This is a genomic window from Lentimicrobium sp. S6 (assembly GCF_013166635.1).
Classification (GTDB): domain Bacteria; phylum Bacteroidota; class Bacteroidia; order Bacteroidales; family UBA12170; genus UBA12170.
On record NZ_JABKBZ010000002.1, the window covers coordinates 1 to 20,522 of the forward strand.

Here is a 20,522-nt window from a genome sequence, read left to right on the forward strand (position 1 = left end):
TGGTGTTGATTTTCAGAAAATTGCACATGAGTTAATCAACAATAGTGAAAATTTTCTGTTTTTTAGAGAAAAAGAACCTATTCTAATTCAGCTTGATAAGGCAGTCTGATTTGGTGCGAAACTTCAGATAATAACTATGACTAATAATAAACGTTTAAGGATTTTCATAAGATTAAATTTTCAAAAGGTAAAGATAGGAAACCAATTAAAACATGACCAATTAACAAATATTTCAAAATTATTTAAAAAACCATCCTATTTTTCAGTATTTTAGCTTTATCAAAAACAAAATGAATGAAAAGGTTAATTATCGTCTTTGCTTTAGCAATGGGAATATTGATGGCATGCGACAAAAACAATGATGAAGAAGAAATTGTAAGAGGAGAAATTAAAGACACTAGCTCACAAGCAGAAGATCTGAAATTTCTTTCCGATTTATTTATAGAAATTTCTAGTATTTCTGCCTCTGTTTCTTGCACCAACTCCGAAGACTGGAAGCTTGTAGCTTATGGTCAAAAGGCTTGTGGTGGCCCAGTTGGTTTTATGGCTTATCATCAGAAAATTGATGAAAACGCTTTTCTAAGCAAAGTCAAATTCTATACCCATCAACAAGATCTGTATAATATAAAATGGGGGATTATATCTGATTGCACCATTCCTCCTGAGCCAAGTGATATCATTTGTGAGGATGGATTACCTGTTTTTCTTTATCACTAATCTATTAATATGATGAAGATATTTAAATTCACAAACACTTTTTTCTTTTCATAGTTCAACCTTCATTTTTTTTAGCTTTGTGCCATCAAATTTGAAATCGATCAAATGGTATTTAGTAGCAGCCTATTCCTTTTATACTTTCTACCTGTTTTTTTGTTGTTATATCACCTCTTCAAAAACAACAATTATAAAAACTGGGTCATCCTATTTGCTAGCATTTTCTTTTATGCTTGGGGGGCACCCGTTTTTGTATTTGTAGTTATAGGTTCTGTTATTCTTGATTATTATATCATCAATAACATGTACCACTCCCCTAACTCAATACATCGAAAATACTTATTGGCATTATCCATTTCTATAAATGTTGGCCTCCTACTCTATTTTAAATATGCCAACTTCTTTGTGGAGAATTTGGACTTCGTCCTCCATTCTATGGGTTTCGAGAACCTCCAATGGACACAAGTGGCCTTACCCATAGGCATTTCTTTCTATACTTTTCAAACACTAACTTATTCTATCGATGTCTTTAGAGGTGTTCACAAACCTCTTAAGAATCCCATCCAATATCTAGTTTATATTATGCTATTTCCTCAAATGATTGCAGGACCTATTGTGAGGTTCAATCAAATTGCGGATCAGATAGAGAATCGCCAGCATTTAGAGACCTTAGACAACAAGTTATTGGGATTTTTTAGATTTTGTATTGGACTAGCGAAAAAAGTTTTAATAGCTAATGTATTAGGAGCACAAGCCGACCAAGCTTTTGCTTTGGCAGATGGAGAATTAACAAGCTCAGCTGCCTGGATAGGAATAATAGCCTATACCTTCCAAATCTATTTTGACTTTTCTGGGTATTCCGATATGGCCATTGGACTTGGTAGAATCATGGGCTTCAAATTTCCTGAAAACTTTAATAATCCCTATACCTCACAAAGCATAACTGAATTTTGGCGTAGATGGCACATCACCCTAGGAAGTTGGATGCGCGATTATCTATATATTCCATTGGGGGGAAGTAGAGTATCCTCAAAAAAAAGACTCTATTTTAATCTTTGGCTGGTATTTTTAATCTCTGGTCTCTGGCATGGTGCAGCATGGAATTTTGTGATCTGGGGGGCTTTCCATGGCTTCTTCTTAATTCTTGATAAGCTATTCCTACTTAAGTTCAGTAAAAAGGTAGGTAAATATCCAAGTATCATTCTCACTTTTTTTATAACCATCATTGGTTGGGTTATATTTAGATCTGAGAGCTTTAATCAAATAAAATATTTCTTAAGAAGTTTATTTAAATTCGACTTTTCAGTCCCCACAAAAACCTCATCAGAATTTTGGTTCATATTAGTAATTGCAGTCTTATTTTCGTTTATTACACTCTTAAAAACAGGCAAAAAATGGGAGAATAAAGTATTCTTTTCTGAGCAATACAGTACATCGAGGTATTTCATTTCTATAATTCTAGCCATATTAAGCTTAGCCATCTGCCTTAGCGCCATCACCAGCAGTGATTTTAATCCATTTATATATTTTAGGTTCTAATGAAAAACAAGACGAATAATATAGGAATTATCATCATCATTTTAGCTTTAACGCTTCCTCTTTTGCAGTATTATACTCAAAAGGTTTTTGTTAAGCCTCTAGAAGGAAGCTATACCCTCAAGCAAAAACCAGTGTTTATAATTCAAGATTGGTTTTCTGGGGAATTCCAAAATAAATATGATACCTTCTTTAATGACCATTTTGGCTTTAGGAGTTCGTTTGTAAGGCTTTATAATCAACTGCAATATAGTTTATTCAATAAAGTAAGTGCTCAAAACGTAATCATTGGAAAGAACGACTATCTATATGAACAACAATATATCGACTCCTATTTTGGAACTAATTTTATAGGTGAAAAGAAAATTAATTCTAGAATTAATAAACTATTAGCTATTCAAGAAGAATTAAAGAAGCATCAAACCCAATTAATAATAGTAATTGCACCAGGAAAGGGTTTCTTTTATCCTGAATTCATTCCTGATTCCATGAACAAAGAAAGAAGCATCACAAATTATGAAGTTTATACTTCTATCTTAACTAAGTCCAATATTCCATTTATCGATTTTAATGCTGCTTTCTTAAATATGAAAGATGGCTCTGAAATAGTTCTTTATCCAAAAACAGGAATTCATTGGAGTCAAGGAAGCATGCCTCTGATAGTTGATTCAATCCTCAGAAAAATGGAATTGGTTTTGAATAAGAACTTAGTTGATGTTCAAATTGACGATATTAGTAAGTCTTTTATTGCTGACAAACAAGATAGCGACATTGAAAAAGCTTTAAACTTAGGCCTACCTGTTCCTATTCCATTAATGACCTATCCCCAAATAAGCTTTAAAGATGAATCGGCTTATAAGCCTAAAGTAATAAGTATTGCAGATAGTTTTTTCTGGCAATTATATCGTTTAGGTATTCATCAAAAGGCATTTAGTCATGGTGAGTTTTGGTATTATAATCAACAGATTTTTATCGACAAACTACAGATGACAGATGAAGTAAAGAATATCAATTATTCCGAAGCAATAAGAAAAGCTGACATCCTGCTGCTTTTCACCACTGAAGCGAACCTTGACAGATTCCCCTTTGGTTTTATCGAATCTTTTGAACATGCAAGTCAAAGTTACATAAACTTGGAGAAAGACATTAGAGCCATGATGAAACAGATTCAATCTGATAAAAAATGGTTTGAAAAAATCCAAGAAAAAGCAAAATCTAGAGGAATCACAGTAGATTCTATGTTATATCTTGATGCTAAATTCATGATAGATCAGAAATACAAATAACTATTAATCAACAACCTGTTCATCTGTACTTACTATTTTATCATTTTTCAGAATTTAACATTCCACCTCAACTAATATTTCTACTTTTGCAGCGAAATTGGTTCCAGCTTATACCAATTTGACTTTATGAAATTCCATATCGTTAAAATGGTATTATCGGATTAATAGGGAATCAGGTGTAAATCCTGAACAGTTCCCGCTGCTGTAAGCTCCATATATTTCGTGGAAAATATGCCACTGGTTCGCAACCGGGAAGGCTTCCACAGAATGGAGTAAGTCAGAAGACCTGCCAACAGATAAAGATTTGAGTGCTTTCGGTGAAAAAGCTAATCATCTGCTGGTTTCCTACACTAGCCGATTGCTTCCTTCAAAGCCTGCCCTCATCTTTTTCAGTTTCTACTGTTTTTGCGAAATAAATAAACAATAAAATGAGCCAGTCAATTATTAAATTTGCAACTCTAATCCTCCTATTCAGCTTTAACTTGCTGGGTCAGGCACAGTATGTGTCGGAAATTATTGATTACAAACCTGCTCCAGGACAATTTACTAACGATGGTGCATTTGGCTCTCCGTATGCTGCACAAAGCATTATTGGAGGAACAAGCGGATTGGTTTCTTTGGGCGCATTTGGCGGTCATATTATTGTAAAAATGGAAGAAAGTGTAGAAAACCATCCCAACAATCCATTTGGAATTGATTTTACCATATTCACCAATGCTTTGCCTGATTGGAGCGAAGCAGCAATGGTAGAAGTCATGAAAGATGAGAATAATAATGGACTGGCTGATGACCAATGGTATCTTTTGGCAGGGAGCGACTATTATTTGAACCAAAGTCAAATGGATTATGCTGTCACTTATTTCAATCCCAATGAAAACTCAGCTACCGATGTACTTTGGGTGGACAGCAATCAAGATTCTGGATACGTTTATAAAAACAGTTTCCACCAACAAAGCTATTACCCATCTCCGATCTTATTCCCTAGTATAAACCAAGAACTTTACACTCTACAAGGCATGAAAGTTGAAGGTGATATTGACCTCTCCACTCCATCCATGATAAAATCTTACGAAAGATACTTTGGCTTTGCAGATAACAGAACCAGAGGCAGCCAACCCTATGACATTCCTGATAATCCTTATACCAGCGACTTAGAAAATTCAGGTGGCGATGCCATGGATATCAGTTGGGCCAGAGATGAAAATGGAAACAGAGTAGCGCTTGACCATATAGATTTTATTAAAATCACCAATGCCATGAATACTTCCGTGGGAGGATTGGGGGAAGCTTCCACTGAGATTTCCGGTATTATAGACGTCAGCCCTAATAGCACTATCACTGGGGAGATCAATTTATTAGCCTTGTCGGATATGCCAAAAACAATAACAATAAACAGGAGCTTACAAGCAGAAGCCATTCATTTTATTTCTGGTATTCCGGCAGCAAGTCAAAATATCATTTGGAACTCCTCAAATACCAATATCGCCACAGTAGATGCCAATGGACTCATTCAGACTCATCAAGCTGGCCTTACCATTATCACTGCAAAAGTTCAAAATCAGGAGTATATTTCGAATAGTTTCGAGATTCTCGTTTCGGAGCCCTCCTCCATCGAAATCATATTAGAATCACAGAGCATTCATTCACAAAGTCAAATTGAAATAAATGCTATCATTAAAGATCAAAATAACGAAGCTATTTTAGGATTAGAAACACTATGGCATGCTAAAAATCCCGAATTATTAGAAATCTTTGAAAGAAACAATGAAACCTATATCAAAGGATTAGAGGAGGGTAATACCTATATCTATGCTCAGGCTGAAGGTTTTCCTCAAATTATTGATTCATTAGCCATACAAATATTAGCAGAAAGCCACAGTAAGAAGGTATATATCACTATCCAAACCGATGACCATAATATACTTTCTCGGCAAGCAGTTAATATTGACCATTTTGACCTTAACCCTTATGTAGATAATGCAGCTCAAGATTACGGAATCGGTAGTGTAGAAAATATAAGTCTAGCCCATGCCATAGCTTCTATTTTTGAAAGCACTGGACTTGGAGAGGATTTTAAATTTAAGGACGACGAAATAGTAGATGGCGCTCTTTACTTATGGAAAGTTCCAGAAGAAGAACATTCAAGTTTAAATTACTACTATGGCTACGGTGGAAACCATAGCGACGATAGTAAATCGAGAACATGGATTATAAAACTAAATGATGATCATTTTGCTAGGAATATGCATCAAATCGAAATACAAGATGAAGATGAAATTCTAATCTATCATGTGCCAGATTCCAGAGAGGAATGGACCATCAATCAAATAACACTAAGCACCTACACCTCAAAACCTGACGAACTCATTACAACTCATTTCATGGAAGAGCGGTGTCAATTCTATGAATCAGGAATTGTAGAATTATTGGAAAGAAAGCCCATTGCAAATGCATTGCTATCATTAAATGAAGAAAGCTTGGTCAATGACGGTCAACAAGTCTCAACTAATTCTGATGGAGAAGCTGAGTTTAGCATCAACATCCTTGGTCAACACCTAATTTCCATAGGAGCACATAAAGCACAAATCATTATTTCCGATGCCACTGGAATTGAAGAACTCAATCCACTCCATTTTACTATTTACCCCAATCCTTTTGAGGATCTTATCCATATAGAATCCTCAGAAAACAATGATATTGATCTTCTGAAAATCTATAATCATCAAGGTCAATTGGTAAAAGAGGTAAAAGAGGCAAAACGAGTAAATCTGGGAGAACTTAAGAGCGGAGTCTATTTAATTCAAGTTTATAGCAAAGGTAATTCCTTCTCCAAAACCATCATCAAAAGATAATGGCTGGGCAAACACTTCTTCATTCTTGGTGGCACTTTGCGAAATCCTTTGTGTTTCTTCGTGGCAAAGCTATTATACAGAGTTTCACAAAGAAGATTATTTATATTTGCACAGAATTATTCTCATTTATTATTGTTGAAATCCACCCCATTGAAAGATTAGATTATACCAATACCTCTGCTTTGAAAATAATAAATATCACAGCTTATAATAGAAGACTATTCTTTAAAATTTTTGCTTTTCTTTCTGTCTCTCTTTTTTGGAGTCAAAATATCAATGCTCAAATCACCAAGGATACTTTTCAATTAAAAACAGTAGAAGTTAAAGCTCAAAAACCCATTGAAGAAGTAGCCATGAGCAAATCGAGGATAGACACCATGGCTTTACAAAGCTTGAGCTCAAAATCTCTATCGAGCCTCATGACGGCCAGCACTCCAGTATTCATAAAATCTTATGGAAGAGGCTCCTCCGCCACCGCTTCTTTTCGCGGAACGGCAGCTTCTCATACTCAAGTCAATTGGAATGGAATGAGTCTCAACTCACCCATGCGGGGCGATGTAGATTTCTCTCAGTTTCCTGTTTATTTTATCGATAGAGTAGAATTGCTTCATGGCGGAAGCTCTTTAAGTGCAGGAAGTGGTGCCTTAGGAGGAAGTATTAGTCTTGAAAACAAAGCAGATTGGAGTAATCGAATTTCAGTAAAATACATTCAACATATAGAGAGCTTTTCTACTTTTAAAGAATTTGCAGAATTGGCCTTGGGGAACTCTAAGTTTCAATCGAAAACTAGAGTTTTTCACGACCAATCAGAGAACGACTTTCCATTCTACAACTATGGAGTACTTCCATACAGAGACGATGTCCAGAAAAATGCGGATTATGAGAAATATGGTTTCCTACAAGAGTTTTATGGAAAATTGAAGAAAAATCATTTGCTCTCTTTAAAAATCTGGGGCCATCATAATTTCAGAAATCTTCCTCAGCTCATGTCTTACGAAGGCTATAACATCGAAGAGATTCAAACACCTGACAGTGTGGATTATCAAATATTCAACAGAATAGAATATCGAGAAGATGAGCAACTAAGAGCTATTGGAGCTTGGAAATACTACATAGGAGATTCAAGATGGGAATTCACAAGTGGTATCAACTATACAAAATTGCATTATTTTCGAAAATCAACAGAATTAGATAATAATTTCAATTCAATAAGTAAAGAAAAATCTAGTTTTAACCACTTGGAATATCAATATAAAGAAGAGGAGTCTCTACACTTTAAAACCTCTTTGGATGCAAATTTTCACCAAGTAGATATTTATGATTCTACCAAAAAAACGGGATATAAGGAAGAACGAGTAGAGTTGAGTTATCTGGCACAGCTCAATCTTCAAATCAACGAAAGAACATCAGCTTATGCCCTCCTCCGAAGCGAATATTATGATGATACTTTCGTTTTTCTCATTCCATCATTGGGTATTGAATATCAATTGGACCAAAAAGATATTTGGAGCATAAAATTTAATGCCAGTCGAAATTACCACAAACCTAACCTTAACGACTTATACTGGATTCCTGGCGGAAACCCAGACCTACTTCCCGAAGACGGGTATACCGCAGAACTGGGTTTAGGTTTTAAACAAGCCAAAAACAATTGGAATTTAGAATCAAACATCAATATCTATGCTTCTATAATTGAAAATTGGATAGTTTGGCATCCCTCTTCCACCGGTGCCATTTATTGGGAAGCAGATAATATTAAGAAAGTTTTTGCCCGAGGAGTCGAATGCACTTTAAAATACAATATGGATTTCTATAGAAATTGGAAACTAAAAACCATTGCCAATTACGCCCTTACCATAACCACCAATGAAAATGCTGTAGAATCTGTTGATGAAAGCAGAGGAAAACAATTAATCTATATTCCTCGTCATACCGCTAATTTAATGATAGGAGTGAATTACAAATCTTGGGAACTAAACATTGACAATTCCATCATTGGAAAAAGGTATACCACCAGCTCTAACGAATTATCAGATTTTGAAAAACCTCTTTTAGCTTATTCTTTAACAAATCTTAGCTTTGAAAAAGGATTTAATTGGAAAAAGCTCAAAGCCAGATTTGGTATTAGAGTTGAGAACATCTTTGACAGAGACTATATGACTGTATTATGGCGTGCAATGCCCGGAAGATATTATTCAGTAAATTTACAAATTGGATGGAGGAAATAGTATGAAGTTTAGAATAAGTAACATTTCAAAATTCTTTTTTGTTTTCCCTAACCCCACGGGGAGCAAAAAAGCATCTGATATAAGTAATCCTATTCTCATTGGTGAAGATGGACCTATTCATTCCTTTCTTAATAGGCAATCTATTTTTAATTGGGCTCCCATCTGGGTCGGGGCAAAACCAATTAAAAATGATTCAGCGAGAAGCTTCTTTTTCGATTGCCCCAACCCCAAGGGGAGCGAAAAAGCATCTGGTTTTAAAAATATTATTTTTCAATTATTAAGTTTAACATCATACTCTTTAATCAGTTTAAAAAACCTCAGCAATTTTCAGCTTTCTCCCCTTGGGGCCGGGGTAAAAAAGATGAAAATTGATTCAATTATAAACCTCTTTTTATTTTTATCTATTTACCTTCTTACAACCTCATGTCAAAAGGAACCAGTAGAAACCATTTATTTCAAATTAAATAATACATCTGGAGTATTTATTACAAACGAAGGAAATTTCATGTATGGAAATGCCTCTTTGAGTTTTTATGATATTGAGAAAAAACGGATTTATAATCACATTTTTTATGCTAGAAACTCAGCTCCTTTAGGAGATGTAGTTCAATCTATGGAAATTCATAACGGACAAGCCTTTATCGTAGTCAACAATAGCGGTAAGGTATATGTTGCGGATGCTAATACTTTAGAGTTTACAGCTAGCATTACTGGTTTAAACTCTCCTCGTTATATTCACTTTCTCAACGACCAAAAAGCTTACATTACAGATTTACATGCCAAAGCCATCACTATTGTTAATCCTAGTACTTATAAGAAAACTGGCAGCATTGATGTGAACAACAATAATCCTAATTACTACCAACACAGTACCGAACAAATGATTCAATATGAGAATTTGGTTTTTACGAATTGTTGGTCTTTTGATAATCAAATTTTAGTTATCGATAGCAATACTGATCAAGTTATAGATTCCATAGAAGTTCCGGCTCAACCCAGTAGCATGGTGATGGACAAGAATAATAAAATCTGGGTTTTATGCGATGGTGGATATGCCGAAAGTCCTTATGCACACGAAAGGCCAGCTCTAGTAAAAATTGATGCTCAAAGCTTAGAAATCGAAAAGCTTTTTCGATTTGATTTAGAAGACAACCCTTCCGAATTATGTATTAATGGAAGCCAAGACACGCTTTACTTCATCAATCGCCATGTATTTAGAATGACCACAGAGGAGCCTCAGTTTCCAGAAGTCCCTTTTGTAGAAAGTAGTTATACTGGAGTTTATGGAGGCTTTTATGGCTTGTCCATCCACCCCACCTCTTCACAAGTTTATATTGCAGATGCCATAGATTATCAACAAAACGGAATTATTTATAGATACCATCCTCAAGGTCATCTGTTGGATTCTTTTAAAGCTGGCGTGAACCCTGGAAGTTTTTGTTTTAAGATGGAATAAGCTTGAAGTCTTGAATTGGCATTTTTCTAAGCCAAGGAAAAACAGCATATTTGCAGCATATTTAGAACCAAACCATGAAGCTCAAATTTAATATTAAAGAAAAGCTAGAGATATTTCCTTTTGCGCAATTATACCTATCTCTCAGTATTATGTTTGGTACATGGGTTATCTATATCCCAAGCATCATCGAAAAGCTAAATATGAATGAAGGACAGTTGGGAATCGCCTTGTTCTTTGCTGCATTTGGTTCGGTATCCTCTCTTCCATTTGGAAAAAAGATTGTGACATCAATTGGGGAAGGTAAATCGTCTTTAATAAGCATTTTAATGGTTGCTATTTTTATCAGCACCTTATTTATCTCCCCATCCTTTTATTGGCTTTGTTTTACCATGTATCTATTTGGAATCAGTTCTGGTATCATGCAAGTTGCCATCAACTCCTTAGTTGCCACCGTTGAAAGAGAAAGACAAATAAATATCATGTCCACTTGCCATGGATTCTTCAGCCTAGGTGCAATGATATCTGCTGGCTTTGGGACCATTATTATTGTCCTGCTCAATAATCCACTTTTACATATTCTTCTGGCTTTAGCTAGTGTCATACTCCTTCAAATTCTCTTCAAAAAGAAATACTTTCACATCGTTAATAAAACACAGGAGACCGAAAGTGCCCCAACAAGAAGCGCCATCAAAAACAAAACGCTGTGGCTTATTGGAGCCATTGCCATTATAGGAATGGTATCGGAAGGCGCCATTGCCGACTGGAGCGGCTTATATTTAAAAGACATCGCCAAGACCAATATGAATTACCTAGGGCTTGGTTATGCAGGATTTTCATTGGCCATGACCATCGGACGTTTTAGCGGTGACTATCTGAGTTCAAAATTTGGAGCATGGCAAATTATTCTTGCTGGATACGTTCTAGCTTTAATAGGTTTTTCATTGGTTTTATTAGGCCATCCCCTAGTTAGTATTGTTGGATTCTTCACCGTTGGATTAGGCTTCTCCATCATTGTACCCGAAGTATACCGTCTCTCTGCAAATATTGAAGGAGTAAATCCCGCCAGCGGTATCGCTTTTATGGCTGGCGTAGGCTATGTAGGCTTTTTAACTGGGCCTGTTGTTCTTGGATTTTTAGCAGAGCATTTTGGGCTTCAGATTAGTTTTAGTGTTTTATTAGTTTCCGTTTTTCTAGGTTTCATTTTAAGTATATTTATTTGGGCTAGAAAACGCGCTTGATAAAAGCTCAAAAAAAAAACACTATTCTTTATCTAAATACGAATCAATCCTTTTGAAATATTAAAAAACTACTCTGGTTTAGAAGTCCGAAATACATTTACTTCTAGCTTCAGGCTCCTACCTTCCAACCACAATATTTGCAGAATCTAAAACAGTAAAGTGCATGATTTTTTCTAAGAAATAAAACCAATAAATCACAAATTCACCTCCTTCTTAACTTTTCATAAACACTGCTTAACAAATTTTAACCGCGGATTTTTTCAACAATCCGATGGGCTGAGTATATTTGCACATCTTAATTAAAACGAATGCAAAATGATGCAAACAGATATTAGAGAATTGAATGAAAGAATTAGGTTAGAAAGTTCATTTATCGATGTTCTAAGCCTCGAAATGAATAAAGTAATTGTTGGGCAAAAGCACATGACCGAAAGTTTAATGATCGGTTTGCTCTCCAATGGTCACATTTTATTAGAAGGAGTTCCTGGTTTAGCTAAAACTTTAGCCATTACTACTCTATCAAAAGCTGTGGATGGGAAATTTGCCCGTATTCAGTTCACCCCTGACCTTTTACCTGCCGACCTTTTGGGTACTATGATTTATAGCCAGAAGAAAGAAGAGTTTCAAATTAAAAAAGGACCCATCTTCGCCAACTTCGTTTTGGCAGATGAAATCAATCGTAGTCCGGCAAAAGTTCAATCGGCGTTATTAGAAGCCATGCAGGAACGTCAAGTTACAATAGGCTCTGAGACTTTTCCTCTTCCCTTGCCATTCTTAGTAATGGCCACACAAAATCCTATTGAACAAGAAGGAACATATCCTTTACCTGAAGCTCAAGTGGATAGATTTATGCTGAAAGTAGTGATTAACTATCCTAAGCAAGAAGAAGAAATGCAAATTCTTCGTCAGAATATTTCCAACACTTTCGAAACGGTAAATGCAGTGGTTAAACCTGAGGATATTATCAAAGCTAGAGAAGTTGTAAGAGAAGTGTACTTGGATGAAAAGATTGAAAAGTATATCACCGATATCGTATTTGCCTCTCGTTATCCTGCCAAATTCCGCATGGAAAAACTAGAGCCCATGATTGCCTTTGGTGGTTCTCCGCGTGCAAGTATTAGCTTAGCCCTTGCTGCAAAAGCCTATGCCTTCATCAAAAGAAGAGGTTATGTGGTTCCAGAAGACATTAGAGCAGTAGCTCATGATGTATTGCGCCATAGAATTGGTTTAACTTACGAAGCGGAAGCTGAAAATATTACTTCTGTCGACATCATCAACGAAATCTTGAATACTGTTGAAGTACCTTAAGGAGTATTAATTGAGGATTTATGATTTCAGATTGAGGATGTTTGAATGAGGATTAACCTTTCATTTAATAATTAAAAAAGCGAAACTTGACTGCAAAAGAGATATTTAAGAAGGTTCGAAAGATAGAAATCAAAACCAGAGGATTGAGTAATCAAATCTTTGCTGGCCAATATCACTCTTCTTTTAAAGGAAGGGGAATGGCTTTTAGCGAGGTTCGAGAATATCAATATGGCGATGATGTGCGTAATATCGATTGGAATGTAACTGCGCGTTTCAACCACCCTTTCATCAAAATATTTGAGGAGGAGCGAGAAATGACAGTAATGTTATTGATTGATGTTTCGGCTTCTCATCAGTTTGGTACTGTAGAATCTTTTAAACAAGATGTACTTACAGAAATATCTGCTGTTCTTGCTTTCTCAGCCATTAAAAATAATGATAAAGTAGGTGTTATTTTCTTTAGCGATAAGATTGAAAAATTCATTCCACCTAAAAAAGGAAGTACACATATTTTAAGAATCATTAGAGAATTGGTGGATTTCAAAGCGGAGAGTAAAGGAACGGATGTTTCTGAAGCTTTGAAATTCTTAACCAATGCCATTAAAAAACGTTGTACTGCTTTTGTGCTATCCGATTTCAAAAGCCCCAACTTTAAGGACGCTTTAAAAATTGCCAGCAATAAGCATGATTTAATGGCGGTTCGGATTTTCGACCAAAGAGAAAATGAAATTCCTAATGTGGGTTTAATTCAAGTGGAAGATTCCGAAACAGGAGAAACCAAATGGATAGATACCGCTAGTGCTGCCATCCGAAGATTCTATGCTGATTCTGCCCGAAAGAATGAAATCCTAACCAAAGAAACTTTCAAAAAATCGGGAGTCGATTTGGCAGAAATTAGCACTGGAACTGATTATGTGAAGCCTTTGGTGGCCATGTTTAAAAAACGAGAAGCACGAGCCTAATGAAAAACAATTGGAAACTAATCATATTATTATTGGCATTGAGCTGGAATAGTTTTGCTCAAAATGTATCGGTGAGTTCTGATACTAATGCTATTTTAATTGGTGAACAGGTGAAGCTTGATTTAAAATATCAATTACCCGCCAACAAACTCGGTCTCTTCCCTGTATTTAATGACACCATTACCTCCCTTTTAGAGATTGTCTCTAGAACTAATATTGATACAATATTTACAGAAGATGGTCAGCAATTATTACAACAACAGCTCGTCATCACCTCTTTTGACACAGGCTATCATATTATCCCTCCGCTCCCATTTGGATTAATGGAGAAGGGAGATACTACTTTTCAAGTCCTACAAAGCGAACCCCTTCTTTTGAATGTATTTACTGTTGAAGTAGATACCACCAAAGATATTAAGCCTATTGTTAGACCCATGGCAGAGCCATACACCATCGCTGAGTTTTTACCATGGATAGCTTCAGCCTTTGCTTTTGGATTGGTTATTTTTGCCATTTTCTACTTCATTAAGAGGAAGAAAAAGAACAAACCTCTATTCCAAAAGAAAGAGAAACCAAGTCTTCCACCACATGAACAAGCCATTCTCGACCTAGAAAAACTCAGGCTGAAAAAACTTTGGCAACAAGATCAGCTAAAGGAATACCATACCGAGCTTATTGATATTATTAGAGTTTATATTGAAGGTAGATTTGGTATTCAAGCAGCAGAAATGGTGAGTTTCGAAATCATGGACTCGCTTAAAAAAGAGAATATCAATACTGAAGCCCTTCAAAAGCTGCAAGCTTCTTTAGAATTATCGGATTTGGTAAAGTTTGCTAAATCTGGAGCTTCGGCTATTGAAAATGATACCAGCTTGAATAATTGTACAGACTTTGTAAACGAGACGAAACAATTGATTATAAAAGCGGTACAAGAAATGAAGCCAACAGAAAACAAGGAGGTAAAAGATGTTCAATAATATTGATTTCGCAAATCCGGGATATTTCTGGCTCCTTTTACTCATTCCTGCTCTTACCGCATGGTATTGGTGGAAGCATAAAGGTAATTTTGCCAAAATGAGAATTTCTAGTTTGGAGAACCTAAAAGGCGCTCCAATCAGCTTACGCCAAAGACTTATTCATCTTCCCTTTGCACTAAAAATGCTAGTACTTGGCTTACTCGTTATTGCGATTGCCAGACCTCAAACCAGCAGCAAAAGAGAGGATGTCTCCGTAGAAGGTATCGACATCATGATGGCATTGGATGTTTCCAGCAGTATGTTAGCACAAGACCTCAAGCCCAACCGTTTGGAAGCTTCTAAAAAAGTAGCCATTGACTTCTCCAAAGGAAGACCCAACGACAGAATGGGATTGGTGATATTTAGTGGAGAAGCTTTTACACAATGCCCTTTAACTACTGACCATACCGTCCTTGGTAGTTTATTCACAAATGTTAAAAGTGGAATGATAGAGGATGGTACAGCCATTGGCGACGGACTTGCCACAGCCATTTCTCGTTTAAAAGATAGTAAGGCCATTAGTAAAGTCATCATATTACTAACTGATGGAGTGAGCAATATGGGAGCTTTGGATGCTTCTTCGGCTGCTGAAATTGCAAAAATGTATGGCATTAGAGTTTATACCATAGGTGTGGGAACTATGGGAACTGCTCCCTACCCTGTTCAAACTCCTTTTGGAACTCAGATGCAACAAATGGAAGTAAAAATAGATGAACCATTACTGAAACAAGTAGCGGCATTAACTGATGGTAGATATTTTAGAGCGACAAGCAATAAAAAGCTACAAGAAATCTATCAAGCCATTGATGAATTGGAGAAGTCAAAAATAGACGTAACGGTATTTAGTAAAAAAGGAGAAGAATTTCATATTTGGGCTATAGCGGCCGCTTTATTATTTCTTCTACTCCTTATATTAAAGTATACTTGGTTAAAAACATTGCCTTAAGAAATTATAAATGATAAAATTTGAAGACATAAACTATTTGTATTGGCTAGCAGCCTTGCCCGTTTTCTTCGTGCTTTTCTATTATATGATTTTGCAGAGGAAAGCCAGAATGAAAAAACTGGGTGAATTATCATTAGTAAAAAAACTAATGCCGGAACAACCTAAGCAGAAACTGTGGTGGAAATTTGGTGTCTACTCCGTAATATATACATTTATCATTATTGGTTTAGCCAATCCACAAATAGGAAGTAAGCTAGATAAGGTAGAGAGACAAGGAGTGGATTTGATGATTGCCTTGGATGTATCCAATAGTATGTTGGCGGAAGACATCAAACCCAACAGGTTAGAAAGAGCCAAACGGGCCATCAGTAAGCTAGTTGACCAGCTCGAGGGAGACAGAATAGGAATTGTAGTATTTGCCGGAAGAGCTTATACTCAATTACCCATCACCTCGGACTATAGCGCAGCCAAACTCTTTATCAATACCATAGATACAGACGTAGTCCCAACACAAGGGACTAGTATTGGACAAGCCATCAATTTATCGATGGAGGCTTTTGAAAAGAGTAAGCATGACAAGGCTATTATCGTCATTACTGATGGAGAAGACCATGAGGACAATCCAGTAGCTGCAGCTGAGGAGGCTGTTAAAAATAACATCAGTGTATATACCATTGGTATCGGTTTACCAGAAGGCGCTCCTATTCCGACTTATTCTAATGGCCAAAAGACGGGTTTCAAAAAGGACTTAAGCGGAAAAACCGTTGTAACCAAGCTCGATGAAATCACGCTTCAAAAAGTAGCTGCCGCTGGAAAAGGAATATATGTCCGAGCCAATAACACCACTGCAGGTTTAAAAGATGTATTTGATCGCATCAATAAAATGGAAAAGCAAAAATACGAGGCCAAAATCTTCTCCGATTATGAAGATCGTTTTCAAATATTCTTAGCCTTAGCTTTATTTTTCTTAGTGATGGATTTATTTATCACCGACAAACGTAGCAAATGGGCTGGCAGATTTAATATTTTCGAAACAAAAACAAGCAAAAATGAATAATACAAACAGAAATATTGTCTTGTTTTTTATCCTGCTTGGATTCATCATACCAATGACGAGTCTAGCACAATCAGACAAGAAATTGGTTCGCCAAGGAAATAAAGAGTTCCAAAATGGAAACTTCAACGAAGCTGAGATTAACTACCGTAAAGCTTTGGATAAGAATCCTCAGAAACAATCGGCACAGTTCAACTTAGGTGATGCTTTATATGAACAAGAAAACTACGAAAAAGCGGCAGAAGTCTTTGCTAACAGCAGTGTTGAGAAAATATCTAATTTTGAAAAATCCAATACGGCCTATAATCTTGGAAACTCCTTTTTAAAAGGAGGAAAGCTGAACGAAAGTATTGCGGCCTATAAGCAAGCTTTAAAATTTAATCCTGAAAACGAAGAAGCTCGTTATAATTTGGAATATGCTCGCCAAAAGCAAGCTCAACAAGAGCAACAAAATCAAGATCAAAATAAAGACGACAAGCAAGATCAGGATAAGGACAAGCAAGATCAGAATCAAGATCAACAGGAACAAAACAAAGACCAACAGGAGCAAAACCAAGATCAGCAACAACAAGATCAACAGAACCAAGACCAACAGCAGCAAGATCAACAAAATCAACAAGGCAACCAAAACGAACAACAAGCGCAAAAGATTAGTAAAAAAGATGCAGAACGAATGTTGGAAGCTTTAAAGAATAATGAAAAGAAAACTTTAGAGAAACTGAAAAAAGAAAAGAAAAAGAATGCCAAAGTTATTAAGTCGGAAAAAGATTGGTAAAACGGCTTAGACACTGAAACTTTGCGTATTGATATAGGAAATATATAGGTAATGATTACTTTTGCCAACTAATTTAGAGAATACTTAAAATAACATGAAGCGAATCATCATATTTTTCATCCTCATGCTTGGCTTGTATGGCATACAAATGCAAGCAGCAGAAGTGGACTTTAAGGTTTCCGCACCAGCTCAAGTGCGACTTGGAGAACGATTTCGACTCACTTATCAGATTAACGCTGATGTGGATCAGTTTACACCTCCAGCTTTATCAGGGCTACAAATACTTAGTGGACCCAGCCGAGGACAGAATAGCAGTATTCAGATCATCAACGGAAAGGTTTCTCAGAATATAAATGTCAGTTATACTTATATACTAGCTGCAACACAAGAGGGTAAAGTTGAAATTCCCGCTGCAGAAATTAAGGTTAATGGAAAATCCTATCAATCCACAACTAAAACTATCAATGTTGTTAAAGCAGGACAAAGTCCTAACCAATCTACTAAGACACAAAGCTCATCTAATGAAAACAAAGGAAGTCTAAAAGCTGACGATGTGTATATAAAGGCGTTCAGCAATAAAAAATCAGCATATCTTGGCGAACAAATCATAGTTTCTTATAGAATTTACACCAAAGTCCCAGTTTCAAATTTAAGCATAGATAAACTTTCGTCTTTCAATGGTTTCTGGAATGTAGAGCTATTGGAAAATAATGGAAAACTAAATCAAAGAAATGAAATCATTAATGGAGAAGAATATATTGTTGCGGATTTAAAAAGGACAGCATTATTTCCTCAAAAAACAGGCAAGTTAGAAATTGAACCCATGTCCTTGTCTTGTGTAGTGCAAGTTCAAACGAGTAATAAAAGAACTTCATCCAACGATCCTTTCTTCGATAGCTTCTTTAATGATCCCTTTTTTAGTAATAATTACAGAAATATTGAAAAGACACTTTTTTCTAATCAGTTGAATTTAGAAATAAAAGACCTCCCAAATGCCAACAAGCCCGTAAATTTTACAGGAGCTGTAGGCCAATATTCCTTAGGTTCTAATATCGATCATAGAGAACTAATGGCCAATGAAGCCATCACCTTGAAGTATACCATTAGTGGCCAAGGCAATGTGGATTTACTTCCTGATTTAAATGTCAGTTTTCCTGCAGATTTCGAGGTTTACGATCCTAAGATTTCTACAAAAACCAGAAAAAACAAAGAAGGTATTAATGGTTACAAAACTTATGAATACACCGTAATACCAAGAAGTGCTGGAACCTATGAAATTCCTACTGTTGAGTTCTCCTATTTCGACCCCGTTAAAAAACAATATAAAAAATTAAGTAGTGATTCTTATGAAATAAAGGTGAATAAATCTAATAATACCAATCAGCAAAATGTAACTTACGGAGGAAGCTCAAAAGAAGACATTCGTTATATTGGAAAGGATATTAGATACATATTCCTAATGCCATTCGAATTGGAACCATATGAGCATTTTTTCTTTGGCTCTTATTCATTCTATATTCTTCTTATCAGCCCTATTATTATCATGCTATTTATCATCATGGTATGGCAGCGAGAAAGAAAAAGAAGAGGAAATACCAGTTTAATGAAAAACAAAAACGCTACAAAAGTGGCCAAAAAACGATTGAAAAAATCTCATGAGTTTTTAAAGGCACACCAAGAAGCAGACTTCTATAATGAAATAGGCCAAGCTTTATGGGGCTATGTGAGTGACAAATTCAACATTCCACTATCGGAATTATCCAGCGATACTGTAAATGATAAATTGTTAGAAAAAGGAGTTAATGAAAATGTGATTCGAGAATTTATTGATACATTAAATAATAGTGAATTTGCACGCTTTGCACCAGGTGATAAAGATAGTATGATGGAAAAAGTCTATCAACAAGGATTAAATATCATCAGTAAAATTGAAGACCAATTAAAATAATAAGAAACATGAAAGCAAAAATAATCATTACTTGTCTTGCGGTCTTATTTTCTTTGGGGTCTTTTGCACAAGATTTCTCAAACAAAATTATTACTGCCCAAGACTTATATGCTGAAGCAAAATACGATACAGCAGCAGTAGTTTATCAATCCATAATCGACAGCGGATATCAATCTCCAGAACTATATTACAACTTAGGCAATACCTATTTTAAATTGCAGGAAATACCAAGTGCCATATTGTATTACGAAAAAGCTTTAAAGCTGAAACCCAGCGATGAAAACATTATTTTTAATCTTCAACTATGTAATTCAATGATTCCAGATAGAATTGAAGAAATACCTAGATTATTTTTCATTAATTGGTATCAAAGCCTATACAATCATTTCCCCATAGATGTATGGGCAAAAATAGGATTGATCCTATTTTCATTTTTCGCATTGCTACTAACCATATATTTCCTCTCCAACAAAATCATTATCAAGAAATTAGGTTTTTGGACTGCATTTGTATTTTTAAGCTTATCTGTATTTACTTTTTTTCTGACTTATCAGAAGTACTCATCTTTTAAACAGCATGATGAAGCCATTATCTTCACTCCTAGCATCACTGTAAAAAGTTCTCCCGCCAAAAGCAGTGTCGATTTATTTGTTATTCATGAAGGAACAAAAGTGAGCATACTTGATCAGGTAGGTGAGTGGAAGAAAATCAAAATTCAGAATGGAAGCATTGGTTGGATCGAGAGCGAAAACATGGAAATTATATAGCGATTTTGGGTCATTTCTGACATGATTTTTGAGCTCACAAGACATTTTGGAAGCCAAATCCGAACCGAAATCCAAAAAAGGGATGAGAATTTTAGTGAAAATCCGCCTCTTTTTGATTGATATTAGCCATTTCCACTTAAAAGTTTCCCCTAATTTCGAAATGCTTACCTCAGAAAAACACTTAGTAATAAAACCCTTATCTTTTACCGTACATATACCTGATATTAAATATCTTAGACCAATATCAAACGCAAATTATTTATGATGAATCATGCTCGTTAAATTATTTTAACATAATTAGATGTAAAACATCAATAAAACCTTAAAATATGTTAAAACAAATTGGTTTCGAAAATTTGTAATCAATCAAATTTAATGTACCTTGTGCCACTATTTTAGAAATATTACGAAATTAATTCAAAATAAAAACAAGCGG

General features: G+C 35.5%; 15 protein-coding genes and 1 riboswitch. All 15 genes read left to right on the top strand.

All coding sequences use genetic code 11. The features are described from left to right. Positions 1 to 294 precede the first annotated feature (294 nt). The 15 genes from HNS40_RS01020 (at position 295) to HNS40_RS01090 (ending at position 20,086) form a co-directional block, all read left to right on the top strand. Positions 295 to 717 carry a hypothetical protein gene (locus HNS40_RS01020; protein WP_172276340.1) on the top strand — a complete coding sequence of 141 codons (423 nt, stop codon included), beginning with the start codon at positions 295 to 297 and terminating at the stop codon, positions 715 to 717. A gap of 105 nt (positions 718 to 822) precedes the next feature. Next, positions 823 to 2,253, top strand: coding sequence for an MBOAT family protein (locus HNS40_RS01025; protein ID WP_172276342.1), 1,431 nt, complete (start codon positions 823 to 825; stop codon positions 2,251 to 2,253). Next, on the top strand, positions 2,253 to 3,536 hold the full coding sequence (locus tag HNS40_RS01030; protein WP_172276344.1) for a hypothetical protein: 1,284 nt from the start codon (positions 2,253 to 2,255) through the stop codon (positions 3,534 to 3,536). The genes HNS40_RS01025 and HNS40_RS01030 overlap by 1 nt, the downstream gene beginning before the upstream one ends. 131 nt (positions 3,537 to 3,667) lie before the next feature. Then, positions 3,668 to 3,845, top strand: a riboswitch (cobalamin riboswitch). 119 nt (positions 3,846 to 3,964) lie between these two features. Continuing rightward, the gene (locus HNS40_RS01035; protein WP_172276346.1) at positions 3,965 to 6,388 is read left to right on the top strand and encodes a T9SS type A sorting domain-containing protein; all 2,424 of its coding nucleotides are present in this window, start codon (positions 3,965 to 3,967) and stop codon (positions 6,386 to 6,388) included. Next, entirely contained in the window at positions 6,388 to 8,616 is a 2,229-nt protein-coding gene (locus HNS40_RS01040; protein WP_172276348.1) for a TonB-dependent siderophore receptor, read from the top strand. The genes HNS40_RS01035 and HNS40_RS01040 overlap by 1 nt, the downstream gene beginning before the upstream one ends. A 361-nt stretch (positions 8,617 to 8,977) precedes the next feature. Then, the gene (locus HNS40_RS01045) at positions 8,978 to 10,072 is read left to right on the top strand and encodes a YncE family protein (RefSeq protein ID WP_253916200.1); all 1,095 of its coding nucleotides are present in this window, start codon (positions 8,978 to 8,980) and stop codon (positions 10,070 to 10,072) included. A gap of 74 nt (positions 10,073 to 10,146) precedes the next feature. Beyond that, on the top strand, positions 10,147 to 11,310 hold the full coding sequence (locus tag HNS40_RS01050; RefSeq protein ID WP_172276350.1) for an MFS transporter: 1,164 nt from the start codon (positions 10,147 to 10,149) through the stop codon (positions 11,308 to 11,310). Between the two features lie 315 nt (positions 11,311 to 11,625). Further along, complete coding sequence (locus HNS40_RS01055) at positions 11,626 to 12,618, top strand: MoxR family ATPase (RefSeq protein ID WP_172276352.1); 993 nt, start codon at positions 11,626 to 11,628, stop codon at positions 12,616 to 12,618. An 86-nt stretch (positions 12,619 to 12,704) separates the two neighbouring features. Continuing rightward, on the top strand, positions 12,705 to 13,580 hold the full coding sequence (locus tag HNS40_RS01060) for a DUF58 domain-containing protein (protein WP_172276354.1): 876 nt from the start codon (positions 12,705 to 12,707) through the stop codon (positions 13,578 to 13,580). Beyond that, complete coding sequence (locus HNS40_RS01065) at positions 13,580 to 14,557, top strand: hypothetical protein (protein WP_172276356.1); 978 nt, start codon at positions 13,580 to 13,582, stop codon at positions 14,555 to 14,557. The genes HNS40_RS01060 and HNS40_RS01065 overlap by 1 nt, the downstream gene beginning before the upstream one ends. Before the next feature lies 1 nt (position 14,558). Next, positions 14,559 to 15,542: a VWA domain-containing protein gene (locus tag HNS40_RS01070; protein WP_172276687.1), complete on the top strand. Its 984-nt coding sequence runs from the start codon at positions 14,559 to 14,561 to the stop codon at positions 15,540 to 15,542. A gap of 10 nt (positions 15,543 to 15,552) precedes the next feature. Then, on the top strand, positions 15,553 to 16,599 hold the full coding sequence (locus HNS40_RS01075; RefSeq protein ID WP_172276358.1) for a VWA domain-containing protein: 1,047 nt from the start codon (positions 15,553 to 15,555) through the stop codon (positions 16,597 to 16,599). Further along, entirely contained in the window at positions 16,592 to 17,371 is a 780-nt protein-coding gene (locus HNS40_RS01080) for a tetratricopeptide repeat protein (protein WP_253916203.1), read from the top strand. Before HNS40_RS01075 ends, HNS40_RS01080 begins: the two co-directional genes overlap by 8 nt. Before the next feature lie 94 nt (positions 17,372 to 17,465). Then, complete coding sequence (locus tag HNS40_RS01085) at positions 17,466 to 19,319, top strand: BatD family protein (protein ID WP_172276360.1); 1,854 nt, start codon at positions 17,466 to 17,468, stop codon at positions 19,317 to 19,319. 8 nt (positions 19,320 to 19,327) lie between these two features. Then, the gene (locus tag HNS40_RS01090; RefSeq protein ID WP_172276362.1) at positions 19,328 to 20,086 is read left to right on the top strand and encodes a tetratricopeptide repeat protein; all 759 of its coding nucleotides are present in this window, start codon (positions 19,328 to 19,330) and stop codon (positions 20,084 to 20,086) included. Positions 20,087 to 20,522: the final 436 nt, after the last annotated feature.

What these genes read in the sequence shown, in the direction of transcription:
- HNS40_RS01020 (WP_172276340.1), top strand. Translation starts at nt 295, where the DNA reads ATGAAAAGGTTAATTATCGTCTTTGCTTTAGCAATGGGAATATTGATG.
- HNS40_RS01025 (WP_172276342.1), top strand. Translation starts at nt 823, where the DNA reads ATGGTATTTAGTAGCAGCCTATTCCTTTTATACTTTCTACCTGTTTTT.
- HNS40_RS01030 (WP_172276344.1), top strand. Translation starts at nt 2,253, where the DNA reads ATGAAAAACAAGACGAATAATATAGGAATTATCATCATCATTTTAGCT.
- HNS40_RS01035 (WP_172276346.1), top strand. Translation starts at nt 3,965, where the DNA reads ATGAGCCAGTCAATTATTAAATTTGCAACTCTAATCCTCCTATTCAGC.
- HNS40_RS01040 (WP_172276348.1), top strand. Translation starts at nt 6,388, where the DNA reads ATGGCTGGGCAAACACTTCTTCATTCTTGGTGGCACTTTGCGAAATCC.
- HNS40_RS01045 (WP_253916200.1), top strand. Translation starts at nt 8,978, where the DNA reads ATGAAAATTGATTCAATTATAAACCTCTTTTTATTTTTATCTATTTAC.
- HNS40_RS01050 (WP_172276350.1), top strand. Translation starts at nt 10,147, where the DNA reads ATGAAGCTCAAATTTAATATTAAAGAAAAGCTAGAGATATTTCCTTTT.
- HNS40_RS01055 (WP_172276352.1), top strand. Translation starts at nt 11,626, where the DNA reads ATGATGCAAACAGATATTAGAGAATTGAATGAAAGAATTAGGTTAGAA.
- HNS40_RS01065 (WP_172276356.1), top strand. Translation starts at nt 13,580, where the DNA reads ATGAAAAACAATTGGAAACTAATCATATTATTATTGGCATTGAGCTGG.
- HNS40_RS01075 (WP_172276358.1), top strand. Translation starts at nt 15,553, where the DNA reads ATGATAAAATTTGAAGACATAAACTATTTGTATTGGCTAGCAGCCTTG.
- HNS40_RS01080 (WP_253916203.1), top strand. Translation starts at nt 16,592, where the DNA reads ATGAATAATACAAACAGAAATATTGTCTTGTTTTTTATCCTGCTTGGA.
- HNS40_RS01085 (WP_172276360.1), top strand. Translation starts at nt 17,466, where the DNA reads ATGAAGCGAATCATCATATTTTTCATCCTCATGCTTGGCTTGTATGGC.
- HNS40_RS01090 (WP_172276362.1), top strand. Translation starts at nt 19,328, where the DNA reads ATGAAAGCAAAAATAATCATTACTTGTCTTGCGGTCTTATTTTCTTTG.